Raw genomic sequence first — 16,420 nt, 5'->3', positions numbered from 1 at the left:
ACCACCCTTTTCTAAATAAGCGATATATTTGTATAAATTCCACAAAATTTCTATTTTCCCTTTAATTTTTTAAAAATTTTTAAGATAAAAATTTTTAACACAGTTGAATATAAAGATTAATAGAGGTTATCGCTTACAAAGACTTACTTAACTAGGGCAATTACTTCGATTTCAACTGAAACATCTTTCGGTAATTTTGCTACTTGTACACAAGAACGCGCTGGTTTATGAGTAGAGAAATAAGAACCGTATACTTCATTAACAGCATTAAAGTCATCCATATCTTTTAAGAATACTGTTGTTTTTACTACTGTATCAAATGAAGCGCCCGCTTCTTCTAATACGGCTTGTAAATTTTCAAATACTTGCTCTGTTTGTACTGTCACATCTCCTGCTACAAGCTCTCCGCCTGCAGTTAATGGAATTTGTCCTGAACTGTAAAACATATTATTTACAATAATCCCTTGTGAATAAGGTCCAATCGCTTGTGGTGCCTTGCTTGTTTGAACAACTTTCATATTTTTCACCCTTTTATTATTTATTTTTACTCTTTAAAAATAGTGCACGAAAAGCAGTTTGTCCATCTATTTTATAATTTATAAATAGAATAAAAAAAGATAAAGCTATACGCTTTACCTTTTTTACTCAGCCTCTACAATTCCTTCATCAAATGGTGCCAGTGAATAATTTCCCTTTTCCACCTGAATTGCTTTTTCTTTCACATCAACTTCTGACAGACGAATTAATGATACAAAATTACTAATCAATCGCTCTTCGATGTCCGTAGATTCTACTAATACTCCAATACCGACAACATTAGCCTTAAACTCTTCTAACATACTCATCATACCTTGAATTGTTCCGCCAGCTTTCATGAAGTCATCAATAATTAAAACATTTGATCCCTCTGGAAGGCTACGCTTTGCTAATGTCATTGTTTGAATTCTCTTAGAAGAACCTGATACATAGTTAATACTAACAGTAGGTCCTTCTGTTACCTTATTGTCTTTTCTCGCAATTACTACCGGTACATCTAAGTAGTTTGCCACTGCATAAGCAAGTGGAATTCCTTTTGTCGCTACCGTCATAACCGCGTCAACTGGTTGCCTAGCAAAAACAGAAGCAAACAAGCGACCTGCTCCATTAATGTAGCGAGGATTGCTTAAAAGATCTGTCATATATAAGTAACCGCCAGGCAAAATACGACCTGGATTTTCAAATAAGCTACAAAGCTCACCAATAATTAGGTCTGCCTCTTCTTCACTTATATATGGTATATATTTCACTCCTCCTGCTGCTCCTGGTATCGTTTGCAATGTGCCGACCCCTTGTTGTTCAAACGTTTGCTTAATAATAACTAAATCTTCACTAATGGAAGACTTAGCTGATTGATACCTTTCAGCAAAAAAAGTGAGAGAAACTAGCTGACGAGGGTTTTGTAACAAGTAATACGTCATATCGACCAGCCTTGTACTTCGTCTAATTTTCATACTCTCACCTCAAATCACGAATATTCTAAACAAATCATAACGTATTATACGTCTTTATTCAAGCGTTTCTCGCTCTCCTAATAAACGTACTGCATATACTTGTTCACAAAATCCTTTTAATCCGTTATAAATCCGATGCATTCGCGAATCATGGTGTACAAGGCCGAATACAGTTGGACCACTTCCACTCATTAATACAGCATCTGCTCCAAATCGCTTCATCTGTGCTTTAATACGAGCAACTTCAGGATGCATCTTAAATGTTACATCTTCTAAAACGTTACCAACAGTATTACAAATCCCTTTGTAATCTCCAGCGTTTATAACATCAACCATTTTATCTACATTTGGATGTGTAACTCGATTTAATTTTAAATTTCCATACACATCAGCAGTAGATACACCAATATGTGGTTTCGCCAAAATAACCCAACAAGAAGGTGGAGTCTTTATATGCTCAATTTTCTCTCCTCTTCCAGTGGCAATTGCGGTCCCTCCGTATACACAGAACGATACATCTGATCCAATTTCTGATCCAAGCTTTGCTAATTCGTCAATTGTAAGTCCTAAATTCCATAATTTATTAAGACCACGTAATGTCGCTGCTGCATCACTACTTCCACCTGCTAATCCAGCTGCTACTGGAATCGTTTTTTCAATCGTAATAGATACACCTTTTTTTACATTAAACTTCTCTTTTAATAATTTCGCTGCTTGATAAGCTAAATTTCGTTGGTCGTCTGGGACATACCGATTATGGGATAAAATTTCAATACGGTCTTCTGCTAATTCCGTTAGTTCTAAACGATCCGCTAAATCAATTGTTGTCATAATCATTTTCACTTCATGATATCCGTCTTGTCTTTTTCCCAGTACATCTAACGACAGATTAATCTTTGCTGGTGCTTTCACTAGTAGCTTCAATCTATTCACCCACTCTATGTACTCAATCTTTTATCGTTTATTTTACCATAAATTTATAGTAAGACGATGACACTTCCCTAATTATAACGAAAAGCATTCAGAATGAAACTACTTATGTCAAATGATGGCACCTTTTAGCGTGCAAAAAGCCGAGGAATCTCTCCTCGGCTACCGTAGCATAGAAAGTATCTTACAACTACTGGTTTTGTTTCATTAATTGCTGTTCAGCAATTTCTATAGCACGTTTCACCATATTACCAGCATCTTTCGCACGAATTCCGCCCCATCCTTCTTTCTGAACAACATCATAAAAGCCAAGCTCTTTTGCAAGCTCTTCTTTAAATTGATTTGACATGACTCCTCTTCGTCTACTCAATGCAGAGTCCCTCCTTATTTTGCTACGGTATAATTAGTATGCAAAATAATATAGCCTTTCATTTATGGGAATATATGTAACAAATAACACATCAATTATAAAATGCTTCATTCTGGGGTTCATCATAAAATGTTAACTCTACTGTCTCTGTTAAAACATCTGCATAACTATACGATACACGTTGCAATGCGTCTTCTTGCTGATCTAATTGTACAACAAAGACAGAACGATACGTTTCTGCAAGTACACCCGATTGCTCCACAGTTTTTCTTCTTCCACTATTCGCCTTTAACATAAGTCGCTGTCCAAGATGGTGATCTAATTCGTTTTTAATATCATCTAAACGTTTTGACATATCCCTTGCTACACCTCGCTGTAATTTAGATTGAACACTTAAAACACGATATCTATCCCAATGATTAACCGCAATTCACAGCTAATATCATTATAAAAGCATTCTGCGTTTGAATAGATAGAAGAAATACTATATTGTAAAAGTATCATTACGTAGTCTGTACGTTCTTGCCTCTTTTTATCCAAGTTCATTCAAATCCTTTCCATACAAAAAAGCAAGATACGTATGTATCCTGCTTATTCTTCATAATGTTGAAAGGGTAACCCAGTTCGTAAAATCCCTCTCGTTTCAATTCCGCCTAGTCCCTTTTCACCAGTAATCGTATTACGTACAACATCCCATACGTTTACTCTCTCCATAAATGAAGTAAAACTAATTTTACCAACCACATATACAGGATCTAATGCATGAATATTAATCCTGGATGGAGAACTAGCGAAGTTAGCACCTGCTCGAATTAACGCCTCAAAATGCGATTGACACGCCCCTGCAAAAATAACGAGTTGATCCAATGATGGATATTTTTTTCGCACTTCTCTAACAGCCTGTACAAAATGCCTCGAGTGCCTATATGCTGCTAAATCTCCCTTTACCCCTTTTGACTTTGTATACGCATCATGGCCTGTAATAACTAAAATGTCTGGACGAAAATGATCGATTAAATCTACTACCTTTTCATGCATCTCTGTTTCCTTACAATGAATACCTTGTACAGGAACACCAATTTTATTATATAAATCTAAGCACTTGCGCAAGTATAACGGATCTCCATCTATATGCAATACACGCCCTGGCATTTGAAAATAATTCACTTCACTTGTGTATCCACCAGTTGAAGTGTGTTCATGCCTTTGTTTCATCAATACATAATCTTGTTGAAATAAACGGTACGTACGCTCCATCGTTTCTTTTTCACGCTTTACTCTATTTTTATGTTCTCGTTGATCTATACTAACTAAATCTTCAAGTGGTGCATCTGCTACAAGTCTAATTTCTTCTCCAAACAATATTGCTGTTTCACCTTTTATTTCTATAATACGAAAAAGGATATCCCTATTATGAGAATATCGTTCCACTAATTCTCCAACATGTAAAGCCATTCTCCTACCCCCAAACTCATTAGGCCATCTTACCTGTTTTTAAAGTATGAATTTAGGAGCATAAAGGTGACAAAAGGGACAGCTCGACTTGAGCTGTCCCTTTTATATTCTTATGATAATTTATGAAGAACTAATGCATTACTTAATGTTGCAAATTCTTCGATAGATAGCGTTTCGCCTCTGCGCTTTGGATCAATTCCTACATCTGTTAAAATTCGATCCAACAGCTCTTTATCTTTTGGGAAACCATTTAAATTATTTGATAAATTATTCATTAAAGTTTTACGACGCTGTGCGAAACTTGCTCGTACTACTTCAAAGAAGAACGTCTCATCTGTCACTTCTACAACTGGCTTCGGGCGCTTTAGAAGACGAATAATCGCGGAATCCACATTTGGTTGTGGTACAAACACTGTACGCGGTACAGTCATAACGGTTTCTACCTCTGTATAATACTGAATCGCAATTGATAAAGAACCATATTCTTTCGTTCCAGGTTTAGCTGCTAAACGATCTCCAACTTCTTTTTGCATCATAACAACAAATCCACGAACCGGTAATTTTTCTTCAAGCAATTTAAATAAAATTGGCGTTGTAATATAGTATGGTAAGTTAGCTACTACCATTACATCTTGTCCTTCTTCAAATTGCTCACTAAACACTTCATGTACATCTGCCTTTAGTACATCTTTATTTATAACAGTAACATTGCTATACGGAGCTAACGTCTCATCTAAAATTGGTAATAATCTCTGATCAATTTCAAAGGCCACTACCTTTTTAGCACGCTTCGCTAATTGTTCTGTTAACGCACCGATACCTGGTCCAATTTCAATTGCACCACTTTCTGACCCGATTTCTGCGTGATCAACGATACGATTTAATACATTTGTATCAATTAAAAAATTTTGCCCTAAACTTTTTTTGAATGAAAATCCATACTTTTCAACAATGTCTTTTGTACGATTTGGCGTTGCGATATCCTTCATTTCTTTTCCTCCTGTATTACTTGCTTATAAGCTTCTGCAAATGATTCCTTTGAAACTTGAAACATTTGTAAACGTTTATGTAACTGTTTTGCGTTTGTGTAACCAATCTTTAATAGCTTACCCATTCTTTCTCTGCGACTCTTTGCCATTTCTCCGCCCACTAAGCCTGCATCGACTAGATCACTCCAACTAATTTCACTTGTATAAGCTTCCATTTCTTCATGTATATTCTCTAAAGCACGGCGAATGGATTCATTAGAAGCATGTTCGATTCCAACACCTTTTTTCCTCTTAGCAAGTGCCTCTTCCTTCGGTAAAAAAGCATGCTTACATCCAGGAACCTTGTCAGAAATAATTTTTCTAATACGCTCTCCAGGATAATCCGGATCTGTGAAAATAATAACGCCTCGTTTTTGCAGCGCTAATTTAACTTGTTCAATAACATGATCACCGATTGCTGAACCGTTCGTTTCAATTGTATCCGCATCAACAGCGCGTTTAATTGCAACTGTATCATCTTTACCTTCTACAACGATAATCTCTTTAATTTTCATGCTTGCCTCCACACTCGTTTCGTCTCTACTTAGTAAAACAAAAAAATGACGACTTTTCCATTATTATTTTCCCCATTCTTAGATTTTAAAAAATAGAATGGCAAAAACTTTGTTCTCTCTCTTTATTGTAACACTTCCTCATTCGCCCTTGTTTTCTCTACTATTTCGTTCCTCAAAAAATAAAAAAGAATGGGCTTCCCCATTCTTTTTTATTCAACACCAAATAAGGCTTTTGCATTCTTTGTTGTTGTTTCTGCTACCTCTTCATAAGAAATTCCTTTTAAATCCGCAATTTCTTCTGCTACGAGTTTTACATAGCTCGGTTCATTTCGTTTCCCGCGAAATGGATGTGGCGTTAAATATGGACAGTCAGTCTCAATTAACAATTTCTCTAGTGGGATCTCCACAGCAACTTCTTTCGGTTTCTTAGCATTTTTAAATGTAACTGGCCCACCCAAAGAAATTAAAAAGTTCATATCAACGCATCGCTGCGCTACTTCAACACTACCGCTAAAGCAATGCATAATGCCTCCTACTTCAGCTGCATTCTCTTCCTCTAGAATATCAACAATATCTTGAGTTGCATCGCGGTTATGTATAATAATTGGTAATTTCACCTTTTTGGCTAATGCAATTTGTTTACGGAATACTTCTTTCTGTATTTCCTTTGGTGACTTATCCCAGTGATAATCTAGGCCCATTTCTCCAATAGCAACGACTTTAGGATGGGAAGCAAGTTCTTCTAACCAAGCTAAATGTTCTTCTGTCATGTCGATTGCATCCACAGGATGCCATCCAACCGCAGCGTAAATAAAATCATAGGCTTCCGCTAATTCAATTGCTTTTTTTATCGTTACTTCATCAAATCCAACAACAACTGTATATGTAACTCCCGCTTCTTTCATTCGTGCAATAACTTCTTGTAAATCTTCTTCAAATTGCTCTGCGTTCAAATGTGAATGTGTATCAAACAACATAATACATAACTCCTTTTATATTGAAATCAAGTTTATTCTACAAAAATAAGCTCTTTAATAGCTTAACGATAACAATACTACAATTTAAATGCAAAAATAGAGTGTGTAAAAAGAAAAAAGACGCTTCACACATGTTACACGTGAAACATCTCTTTTCTTGTCTTAATTACTTGATTTTCGTACCATTCGGTAGGTTTTGGTCGATTGATGCTAACGACAATACGCCATTCTCTTCACCTGCTAAAATCATACCTTGTGATAATTCACCGCGTAATTTTACAGGCTTTAAGTTCGTTACACAAATAACCTTTTTACCTTTTAGTTCGTCTGGAGAATAGAATTTTGCAATCCCTGAAACAACTTGACGCTTTTCTGTACCTAAATCAAGCTGAATTTTTAATAACTTATCTGCTTTTTTCACAGGTTCGGCCGATATTACTTCCGCTACTCGTAATTCTACTTTGAAGAAATCATCAATTGTAATTTCTTCTGCTTTCGGTTCTTCTTCTTTTTTCTCCTCAACTTTAGGAGCAGAACCTTTCATTTGTTCTTTAATATACTCTACTTCTACTTCCATTTCTAGACGCGGGAAGATTGGTTGTCCTTTTTCTACTTTTGTTCCAGCTGGAATACAGCCAATTGCAGATAGACTTTCCCAAGATTTATGTGCTTCATCCGTAAGGCCCAGTTGAGCAAACATTTTGCTCGGTGCCACTGTTAAGAATGGCATAAGCATAATACCCGTTTGACGAAGTACTTCAGCTAAATGAGCCATTACAGAAGCTAATTTCTCACGATCATTCTCATCTTTCGCTAGTACCCATGGTTGCGTTTCATCAATATATTTATTCGTACGGCTAACCAATTGCCAAATTGAGCTTAGCGCCACAGAGAATTCCATATTCTCCATTGCTTCTTCTACTTTTTTCAATGTATCTTGTGCAAATGTTACTAATGTTTCATCAAACTCCGTTACGTTTGCTTTATATGCAGGAATTTCTCCATTAAAGTATTTATCAATCATAGCTACTGTACGGTTTAATAAGTTACCTAAGTCATTTGCTAAATCGAAGTTAATACGTTCAACAAATCCTTCTGGTGTGAACACCCCGTCAGATCCAAATGGGACTTCGCGAAGTAGGTAGTAACGTAATGCATCTAATCCGTAACGATCAATTAATGTAACTGGATCTACTACGTTTCCTTTTGATTTACTCATTTTTCCATCCTTCATTAAAATCCAACCATGAGCAAATACTTTTTTCGGAAGAGGTAAATCTAATGCCATTAAAATGATTGGCCAATAAATTGTATGGAAACGAACAATTTCTTTTCCAACTAAATGCACATCTGCTGGCCAGAATTTCTTATACTTCTCTTCATTCGCTGTTCCATATCCTAATGCGGTAATATAGTTAGATAATGCATCTACCCATACGTAAATAACGTGTTTTGGGTTACCTGGAACACGAACTCCCCAGTCAAATGACGTACGAGAAACTGCTAAATCTTCTAATCCTGGTTTAATGAAGTTATTAATCATTTCATTTTTACGAGACTCTGGTTGAATGAAATGTGGGTTATCTTCATAGAACTTTAATAGTCTGTCGACATATTTACCCATTCTAAAGAAATATGATTCTTCACGAACAAGTTCTACGTCATGCCCACTATCTGGACTTTTTCCTCCAACTACTTTATCACCTTCCATAATTGGATCTACTAATTGATGCTCCGTATAGAATGTCTCATCTTGTACTGAATACCAACCTTCATATTCATCCAGGTAAATATCACCTTGATCTACTAGTTGCTTGAAGATTTTTTCAACAACATCTTTATGACGATCTTCAGTTGTACGAATAAAATCATCATAAGAAATGTCCATTTTTTCCCAAAGTTCTTTAATTCCTGAAACAATGTTATCCACATACGCTTGTGGTGTAACATTTAATTCTTCTGCTTTCTTTTGGATTTTCTGTCCATGCTCATCAGTTCCTGTTAAATAATGGACATTGTATCCTTGCATACGCTTATATCGCGCCATCGCATCTCCTGCTACTGTCGTATAAGCATGTCCAATGTGTAATTTTCCACTTGGATAATAAATTGGGGTAGTAATATAAAAGGACTTATTTTCCTCTGTCATTGTTTTGGACCTCCCGAATAACCTCATATGTATTTATAAACAGTATATCAAAAACTCATATATAAAGTGAAACTTTAATCAGTAAGGGGTTTGTTCATCTCCGGCTGATCATTTCCTTTCACCAATTAGGCTTTTACTAACAGCAAAGCACTCACTTAACTTCTTTGCTCCAGCCTACTTTTAAGGTGCAAGTCTTACTATTCGAAAATAATGGCATAGTAACGAGCTGATGCTCAATATATGTATCATCTATTACTCATATTTCAAAAAAATATACACTCTTCACATATAATGTATAAACTTTTCGGAAAATAAAGTGAAATAATTGTAGAAATTACTCCCATTCTATTATATATAAGAAGTAAGAAATCTATAAATCTTTTTAAAAAATATAGAATTTAAGAATTGACGGAAATGTAAATGATTGGTATCATATGTCCATAGGGTATTTTGTCGAAAAATGACGAATCTAAAAATAGACTCGAAACTTATAAACTATTTCTTTAGGAGGAAAAGAATTATGAAATCTACTGGTATCGTTCGTAAAGTTGATGAATTAGGTCGTGTAGTAATTCCAATCGAATTACGCCGTACTTTAGGTATTGCAGAAAAGGATGCACTTGAAATCTACGTTGATGATGAGAAAATCATCTTAAAAAAATATAAGCCAAACATGACTTGCCAAGTAACTGGTGAAGTATCTGATGGTAACCTATCTTTAGCTGAAGGTAAAATTATCTTAAGCAAAGAAGGCGCTGAGCAAATCTTAAACGAGCTTCAAGATTATATCGAAACAGCAAAATAAGCTTCTCAATTATGAGAAGCTTATTTTTTATCGACATGATAGATTTGATATACATCGCGTTTCGACAAATCTCGATCTTTAGCGACTGTTTTAATCGCCTCTTTTGAATTCATATCTTTTTCATTTATATAATGTTCAATATGATCGTATACTGAAATAGATTCCCACCACTGTTCTTCTGCCACAGGTTCTTCCGTTGAACCAGCTACTAAAATACAAAACTCACCACGAACTTCATTTTGTTTCGTCCACTCAATTGCTTCTTCGACTGTTCCTCGGATAAATTCCTCGAATTTCTTCGTTAACTCTCGACATAATACAATTTCTCTATTCCCCAATACTTCTTGCATGGAGATTAAAGTATCATCCAGGCGGTGAGGAGCCTCATAAAACATCATTGTAGTTTGTACATATCGAAGCTTTTCTAACTCCAGTTTTCTTTCCTTTTTGTTTCTTTGTAAAAAACCATAGAAATAAAACTGTTTTGTTTCTAGGCCTGATGCAATTAATGCTGTAAGAGCTGCATTTGCCCCAGGAAGCGGAATTACGTGATATTGCTCAGCTACTGCCTCGACAACAATATCATAGCCTGGATCGGAAATACACGGCATACCAGCATCACTTACGATAGCTACAGTCTTGCCCTCTTCCAATTTATCTAAAATTTTACGTCCACTTACTTCCTTATTATGCTCATGATAGCTCATAACCGGTGTTTCAATTTCAAAGTAATTGCAAAGCTTCTTCGTTTGCCTTGTATCTTCCGCTGCAATAACATCTGCCTCTTTTAAAATGCGGATTGCACGAAATGTCATATCTTCTAAATTTCCAATTGGAGTCGGTACTAGATATAACATTCCTTTTTCATTTTGCTGAAAGCTTTTTTGTTGCCACATAACGTTCTCCTTTTTGCATATATTCTTCTTTTTGTTTTCTATTTAATTGCTTAAAATAATACTCCGCTTGCATAGCCGTGCGCTTATCTTCGTGGTCCTCTACATATTTTAAAACAACAGGAAGTCTAGCTCGTGTATACCTAGCCCCTTTTCCGCTATTATGAGTCTGAATTCGCTTCTCTATATGATTTGTATATCCGGCATAATAACTTCCATCAGAGCACTCCACCACATAAAAACAATGCTTATTCTTCTCCATATAAAATTGAACGCATCTCCTTTGTATATTCATTATTTTCTTCATATACAAAAAGAGGTGGTAAGATTTTTAAATCTGCATTTCCATCCTTAATTCCTTCAATTAACAATGTGTTTGCTTCTTTCCCTGCCTTAGGATACACGAATCGTACACGTTTTGGTTCAATTTTGTATTTGCGCATTAATGTAACAATATCTAGTAAACGACCTGGGCGATGTACAAACGCTACTTTCCCGCCTTGTTTTACTAACTGACTACTTGCAGATACAACATCCTCTAATGTACACATAATTTCATGACGAGCTATCGCTAAATGTTCATTTATATTTTTCTCGGAAGTTTGAGGTGTTTTGAAATAAGGAGGATTACATGTAACAACATCATATTGATGACGTTCAAGTTTCTCCGGCATATCTTTTAAATCTCCATGTATTAAATGAATTCTTTCTTCTAACTTATTGTACTGAACACTTCTTATTCCCATATCGTATAAACGTTCTTGAATTTCCACGCCTGTAATATTCCCTTTTGTTCTTGTACTTAATAAAAGGGGGACAACTGCGTTACCTGTACACAAATCAAGTAAATTACCCTTTTGAATTGGCACCCAAGCAAAATCCGCCAGCAAAACAGCATCCAAAGAAAAATTAAATACTGATGGACTTTGTACAATCTTCATATCTTGCGCTAATAAATAATCTAAACGTTCATCTTCATATAAATTCATATATTACTCCTTCTCTTACCCTTAACCTACCCTATTGGATCTTCTACTAATATAAAATAAATTTCATTTTATTCTCATGTATAAAAAATTACCTTTCCAATTATAATTGGAAAGGTAATTTCACTTTTTATTTAAAAATGACAGACAGAATAAACAATCTCCCTCTTTACGTACACTTCCATAATGTAGATTGCAAATATGAAAACCTTCTTGATACAGTCTTGCTAAATTATCGTAGCCTTCACCAATATCTGTCTTCGGCTTCACTTCTTTACGTTTTTGAGTTTTTTGTTTTTCTTTAATCTGCACTTCTTCAAAACGGTGTCGCAAATTTTCATTTTCCATTTTTATATGTTGGTTTTCTTCCAATAACTCTGCAAGATGTTGTTTTAGCTCTCCCAACTGTTTGTATAAATGTCCAATTTGCTCTTCCATACTAGAAACCGATGCAAAAATATCCTTTTTCTCCACAAGCACCCACCTCATTAATCTGTGGTTTGACTCGAAACGACCCCTTTATTCACTAACTCATCTAACGTATATTCTACTATCCGTTCCTTGTCTACTAGTTCCACTTGAATTAATCTTTCTAAAATATTTAATCCGATAACACGGCCAGTACCATGCGGGGTTTGTATACGTTGATCTAAATCAGGAAGTTGTTCCTTTGCTGCCTCATATTCGTCATTCTCATATTTTAAGCAACACATTAAGCGACCACATAAACCAGAGATTTTTGCAGGATTTAATGATAAATTTTGATCCTTAGCCATTTTAATGGATACAGGTTCAAAATCTCCTAAAAAAGTAGAACAACAAAGCATACGACCACATGGACCAATACCACCAAGCATCTTCGCTTCATCACGAACACCAATTTGTCTTAGTTCAATTCTTGTCCTAAAAATTGCTGCTAAGTCCTTCACTAGTTCGCGGAAATCAATCCGACCATCCGCAGTAAAGTAGAAAATAATCTTATTACGATCGAACGTATACTCTACATCTACAAGTTTCATATCGAGATTATGCTCTACTACCTTTTGTTGACAAACTTGATATGCTTCTTTTGCAGCATGTTTGTTCTCTTCAACAATGGTACGATCATTTTCATTTGCAATACGAATAACCTTTTTCAGCGGTAATACAACGTCATTTTCATCAACTTGCTTTTTGGTAATAACTACTTTTCCGTATTCAATACCTCTTACCGTTTCTACAATTACGAACTCATTTTCAGAGATATCGAACTGATTCGGATCAAAGTAATATACCTTTCCGGCCTTCTTAAAGCGAACACCTACTACATCATACAAAACGGTCATCCCTCCTGCAACCGCAACACTAACTGTTCGAACACAAGCTGCGCATTTACATTAGCGTTGATTCTATTTTTTGCCTCTAATATATTAAAGAGAGCTGATACAATGCGCTTCTGAGCATAAGAGAAAGATTCAAACATCTCTTTCTGCTCATGAAAAACAAGACGATCTTCTTCTCCAAGTTGAACATATAATAAATCCTTATAAATAAGGAGTAACATATCTAAACCTTGCTGTAATTGCTCTTTCTCTCCAAAGTGTTTTCCCCATTTTTCTTGTACAAAAAAAATAGAGGCTTTATCTTTTTCGAGCGCTTCACATAATTTTATCACTAAAGTTCGTCCTTGTGCAAACCATTCATCGTTACACAAAGCTAAAGCTTCTTCAAAACTATTCGTGAGTTGCGCAGCAAGGGTCGCTAAAGATGCTGTAATCCCTTCATCCTGTAATCTTCTAATTAAAGATTCTGTAGGTAACGGTCTAAATGTAACAACTTGACAACGAGATAAAATCGTATTTAAAATTTGATGACTTTGTTCAGTAAGTAAAATAGCTGTTGTATCGCTACTTGGTTCTTCTAAAAATTTTAAAAGTGTATTCGCCGCATTTGCCGTCATACGATCTGCATGCTCAATAATATATACTTTTTTATTTGCCTCTAATCCTGTTTTTGAAAACTCTTCTTGTAAATCATGAATTTGCTGCTTCTTAATAGATAATCCGTCTGGTTTTACAATATGTAAGTTCGGGTGGTTACCTGAATCAATTCGCTTGCAATTTGTACATACATGACAGGGTTCTACCCCATTCCTTTGAGAACAGAGAAAACTCTTGGCCATTTGAATTGCTGTTGCAAATTTTCCTGTCCCTTTCCCTCCCTCTAACAAGTAAGCGTGGGATATACGCTCTTTTGCAATGCTATTCATCAACATTTTTACACCGATGGGTTGTATAGCAGAAAGCTGCTCCCACGTCTTCGTCATAATGCATACCTCACTTATTTCATTCTTTCCCTCTATTATAACAATTTCTTTTCTATAATCTGAACAACTTCTTCTATAAGTTTTTCCATCGGTTGATCGGCATTTACTAATACAATACGATCAGAGAAACGCTCTACAACTTGTAAATATCCTTCACGCACACGTTTATGGAAAGAGATATCTTCCATATCTAATCGGTTTACTTCGCGACCTGCATCTTTTTCAATACGTGCTAAACCAACCTCTGGTTCAATATCTAAGTAAATTGTTAAACTAGGCATACAGTCTTCTGTTGCGAAACGATTGATTTCAAATACTTTATCCATGCCTAATCCTCTTGCATAGCCTTGATAAGCTAAAGAACTATCTATAAAACGATCACATAACACAAGATAATTCTCATTAAGTGCGGGCATAACTTTTTCCACTAAATGCTGTCTGCGTGCAGCAGCATACAGCAGCGCCTCTGTACGTGCTTCCATCATCGTATATTCTTTTTTATGTAAAATCGTTCTAATATCTTCAGAAATTGCAATACCACCTGGTTCTCTCGTCGCCATTACCTTTTGCTCTTTTTGCTCAAAGTACGGTAATAATCTTTTAATTAACGTTGTTTTACCCGAACCTTCTGGCCCCTCAATTGTTACAAATAATCCCTTCATCCTAAAACCTACTTTCTATATCATACACTTTCATATCTTTCGTGCTCCCCTGAAAACGAGCTCCTGTGTTCTCTAAATATATAATTTTCTCTTTATGTTCTGAAGTAATTCTTTCACCATACATAATCAATGGAATTCCAGGTGGATACGGAATTACCATTTCTGCTGCTATCATCCCAACCGCTTCTTCTATAGGCACTACTTTTGTTTTGTATCCTTCTAGTTGCTTATACGTATACGGTAAAGGAGAAAATTCTCTTTTATAAGTATAACGAATTGATTCGCTCTTGTCTTTCATCTCATAATATTCCAATGCTATTCGGATTATCTCTATAGCCTTTATGTACTCCTCATTTACTTGCAGAGGTAAAATAAATAGGACATTATATGGATCAGCCATTTCTGTATATATTCCTGCCTTTTCGAATAAAGACTGTAATTCATATCCCGATAACTGACAACGAGTTTGTACAGTAACCTTTAAATCATCTTGCAACGGATATTGTAAAACAGCTATTTGCGGAATCGAGCCCAATCCCTTTTTAAATCTCCATAAAAACTCGACAATTTCATCGTGACCTTTTTCTTTTATATTCGCTAGTGTAAAGCGCGCTATATCGAGAGAAGCCATAATTGGATATGACGGACTACTAGATTGTAGCATACTCAAATAAGTAGAAATTCTTTCTTCATTCACTAAATGACTATTTACATGTAAATAGGAGCCCATTGTCATCGCAGGTAATGTTTTATGTGCAGAATGAACTACAATATCTGCACCATATTCTAACGCTGACTTTGGAAATGGTTCTCCTAGGCAAAAGTGTGCTCCATGAGCTTCGTCTACTAAAACAGGGATTTTATGTGCATGTGCATAAGCGATACTTACCTCTAAATCTATCCCCATACCATAATAATTAGGATGCGTTAAAATAAGGGCTTTAGCATTGGGATATTGTTTGATTGCTTCCTTAATAATTTCATCATGAATTCCTACTGGTACGTTATACGCCTCATCAATCCACGGATCTAGAAAAATCGGATTCGCGCCGGCTAGTTTTAACCCATTAATGATTGATTTATGACAATTTCTTTGTACAAGAACAATATCATGCTCACCGCAACAAGAAAAAATCATTGCTAGATTTCCCACTGTTGAACCATTAATTAAAAAATAACTTTTTTTTGCACCATATACAGCAGTTAACAATTGTTGCGCTTCCTCTATACATTCAAACGGACTATGTAAATCATCTAACCCTGTTAGTTCGGTTACATCAATGGATAGTATATCTTTAAACTCCCTAGCGGCTTCCTGAGGGAAGTTTACGCCATTCTTATGACCTGGAACATGAAAGGATAGTGGTCCTCTTTCTTTAAACTCTATTAACGCCTCATATAAAGGCATACGATTTTGGTTCATATATATCTCTTCCTTATTATTCATTCTGTATCTATTATACAGATATTAAGACAAAAAAAATAATAGGCATATGCCTATTTAAAAATATGATACTTCTAATTTTCGAAGTTGTTTTAAATAATGTATATATTTCGGATCATCCGTCTCGGTATTCACCATATCCTTTTCACATTCATGACATATCAAATTATTATACACATATATACCTTCTGTTCTTTTTGTCTCACAAACAATGCATATTTCACTTTGTAATTTCATATCCCTTCCTCCTCTACGTAAATGGACATATTTTATACTTCTATTCCTTAACAATTTACAGAAAAATATACATCAATCTCTTATATAATATGATTTACTCTTGGGCAACGTGTTTGTATTACCTTCACTTCTTTCACATACTGTTTAACAGCACAAAAAAACACGAGTCAAATG

Annotated in this window: 20 protein-coding genes; 1 reads left to right on the top strand and 19 read right to left on the bottom strand. The window is 35.4% G+C overall.

Features of this window, described 5'->3' with window-relative positions:
• Positions 1 to 143 precede the first annotated feature (143 nt).
• The 10 genes from COE49_RS15380 to metG form a co-directional block, all read right to left on the bottom strand.
• On the bottom strand, positions 144 to 518 hold the full coding sequence (locus tag COE49_RS15380; RefSeq protein WP_088233028.1) for a RidA family protein: 375 nt from the start codon (positions 516 to 518) through the stop codon (positions 144 to 146).
• A gap of 123 nt (positions 519 to 641) precedes the next feature.
• Positions 642 to 1,490 carry a pur operon repressor gene (purR, locus tag COE49_RS15370; RefSeq protein WP_088233027.1) on the bottom strand — a complete coding sequence of 283 codons (849 nt, stop codon included), beginning with the start codon at positions 1,488 to 1,490 and terminating at the stop codon, positions 642 to 644.
• 54 nt (positions 1,491 to 1,544) lie between these two features.
• Positions 1,545 to 2,414: a 4-(cytidine 5'-diphospho)-2-C-methyl-D-erythritol kinase gene (ispE, locus tag COE49_RS15365; protein ID WP_140417517.1), complete on the bottom strand. Its 870-nt coding sequence runs from the start codon at positions 2,412 to 2,414 to the stop codon at positions 1,545 to 1,547.
• A 196-nt stretch (positions 2,415 to 2,610) separates the two neighbouring features.
• Positions 2,611 to 2,790 (bottom strand): acid-soluble spore protein SspF, encoded by a 180-nt coding sequence (gene sspF, locus COE49_RS15360; protein WP_001985066.1) that lies wholly within the window; start codon positions 2,788 to 2,790, stop codon positions 2,611 to 2,613.
• 91 nt (positions 2,791 to 2,881) lie between these two features.
• A complete protein-coding gene (gene veg, locus COE49_RS15355) occupies positions 2,882 to 3,145 on the bottom strand; it encodes a biofilm formation stimulator Veg (RefSeq protein WP_088233025.1) in 264 nt (87 codons plus the stop codon).
• Positions 3,146 to 3,381: 236 nt separating this feature from the next.
• Positions 3,382 to 4,245 (bottom strand): sporulation peptidase YabG, encoded by an 864-nt coding sequence (gene yabG, locus COE49_RS15350; protein WP_088233024.1) that lies wholly within the window; start codon positions 4,243 to 4,245, stop codon positions 3,382 to 3,384.
• A 110-nt stretch (positions 4,246 to 4,355) separates the two neighbouring features.
• Entirely contained in the window at positions 4,356 to 5,234 is an 879-nt protein-coding gene (gene rsmA, locus COE49_RS15345; protein ID WP_088233023.1) for a 16S rRNA (adenine(1518)-N(6)/adenine(1519)-N(6))-dimethyltransferase RsmA, read from the bottom strand.
• Positions 5,231 to 5,788 carry a ribonuclease M5 gene (gene rnmV, locus COE49_RS15340; protein WP_000692829.1) on the bottom strand — a complete coding sequence of 186 codons (558 nt, stop codon included), beginning with the start codon at positions 5,786 to 5,788 and terminating at the stop codon, positions 5,231 to 5,233. Before rnmV ends, rsmA begins: the two co-directional genes overlap by 4 nt.
• 209 nt (positions 5,789 to 5,997) lie before the next feature.
• Complete coding sequence (locus COE49_RS15335; protein WP_088233022.1) at positions 5,998 to 6,765, bottom strand: TatD family hydrolase; 768 nt, start codon at positions 6,763 to 6,765, stop codon at positions 5,998 to 6,000.
• A gap of 166 nt (positions 6,766 to 6,931) precedes the next feature.
• Complete coding sequence (metG, locus tag COE49_RS15330; protein ID WP_098356789.1) at positions 6,932 to 8,941, bottom strand: methionine--tRNA ligase; 2,010 nt, start codon at positions 8,939 to 8,941, stop codon at positions 6,932 to 6,934.
• Positions 8,942 to 9,434: 493 nt separating this feature from the next.
• On the opposite strand from metG, the gene COE49_RS15325 reads away from it, so the two are divergent.
• Positions 9,435 to 9,719 carry a transition state genes transcriptional regulator AbrB gene (locus COE49_RS15325; RefSeq protein WP_000843036.1) on the top strand — a complete coding sequence of 95 codons (285 nt, stop codon included), beginning with the start codon at positions 9,435 to 9,437 and terminating at the stop codon, positions 9,717 to 9,719.
• Between the two features lie 20 nt (positions 9,720 to 9,739).
• On the opposite strand, the gene rsmI is transcribed toward COE49_RS15325, so the two are convergent.
• The 9 genes from rsmI to COE49_RS15280 all read right to left on the bottom strand — a co-directional run bounded on the left by rsmI (position 9,740) and on the right by COE49_RS15280 (position 16,246).
• The gene (gene rsmI / locus COE49_RS15320) at positions 9,740 to 10,615 is read right to left on the bottom strand and encodes a 16S rRNA (cytidine(1402)-2'-O)-methyltransferase (RefSeq protein WP_088233020.1); all 876 of its coding nucleotides are present in this window, start codon (positions 10,613 to 10,615) and stop codon (positions 9,740 to 9,742) included.
• Positions 10,584 to 10,874, bottom strand: a complete 291-nt coding sequence (locus COE49_RS15315; protein WP_088233019.1) for a GIY-YIG nuclease family protein — start codon at positions 10,872 to 10,874, stop codon at positions 10,584 to 10,586. The genes rsmI and COE49_RS15315 overlap by 32 nt, the downstream gene beginning before the upstream one ends.
• Positions 10,861 to 11,601, bottom strand: coding sequence for a tRNA1(Val) (adenine(37)-N6)-methyltransferase (locus COE49_RS15310; RefSeq protein WP_088233018.1), 741 nt, complete (start codon positions 11,599 to 11,601; stop codon positions 10,861 to 10,863). The genes COE49_RS15315 and COE49_RS15310 overlap by 14 nt, the downstream gene beginning before the upstream one ends.
• A 120-nt stretch (positions 11,602 to 11,721) precedes the next feature.
• Positions 11,722 to 12,072 carry a DNA replication initiation control protein YabA gene (yabA, locus tag COE49_RS15305; RefSeq protein WP_000412056.1) on the bottom strand — a complete coding sequence of 117 codons (351 nt, stop codon included), beginning with the start codon at positions 12,070 to 12,072 and terminating at the stop codon, positions 11,722 to 11,724.
• 14 nt (positions 12,073 to 12,086) lie between these two features.
• Positions 12,087 to 12,914 (bottom strand): PSP1 domain-containing protein, encoded by an 828-nt coding sequence (locus COE49_RS15300; protein WP_000272429.1) that lies wholly within the window; start codon positions 12,912 to 12,914, stop codon positions 12,087 to 12,089.
• A gap of 5 nt (positions 12,915 to 12,919) precedes the next feature.
• On the bottom strand, positions 12,920 to 13,903 hold the full coding sequence (holB, locus tag COE49_RS15295; RefSeq protein WP_088233017.1) for a DNA polymerase III subunit delta': 984 nt from the start codon (positions 13,901 to 13,903) through the stop codon (positions 12,920 to 12,922).
• A gap of 35 nt (positions 13,904 to 13,938) precedes the next feature.
• A complete protein-coding gene (gene tmk / locus COE49_RS15290; RefSeq protein ID WP_088233016.1) occupies positions 13,939 to 14,565 on the bottom strand; it encodes a dTMP kinase in 627 nt (208 codons plus the stop codon).
• 1 nt (position 14,566) lies between these two features.
• The gene (locus COE49_RS15285; protein WP_088233015.1) at positions 14,567 to 15,988 is read right to left on the bottom strand and encodes an aminotransferase class I/II-fold pyridoxal phosphate-dependent enzyme; all 1,422 of its coding nucleotides are present in this window, start codon (positions 15,986 to 15,988) and stop codon (positions 14,567 to 14,569) included.
• A gap of 78 nt (positions 15,989 to 16,066) precedes the next feature.
• Positions 16,067 to 16,246: a sigma factor G inhibitor Gin gene (locus COE49_RS15280; RefSeq protein WP_088233014.1), complete on the bottom strand. Its 180-nt coding sequence runs from the start codon at positions 16,244 to 16,246 to the stop codon at positions 16,067 to 16,069.
• Between the last annotated feature and the right edge of the window lie 174 nt (positions 16,247 to 16,420).

The organism is Bacillus sp. AFS029637 (assembly GCF_002584985.1).
Classification (GTDB): domain Bacteria; phylum Bacillota; class Bacilli; order Bacillales; family Bacillaceae_G; genus Bacillus_A.
Note: the sequence above shows the minus strand (reverse complement) of the source record. Positions and strands in the feature narration are given on the sequence as shown.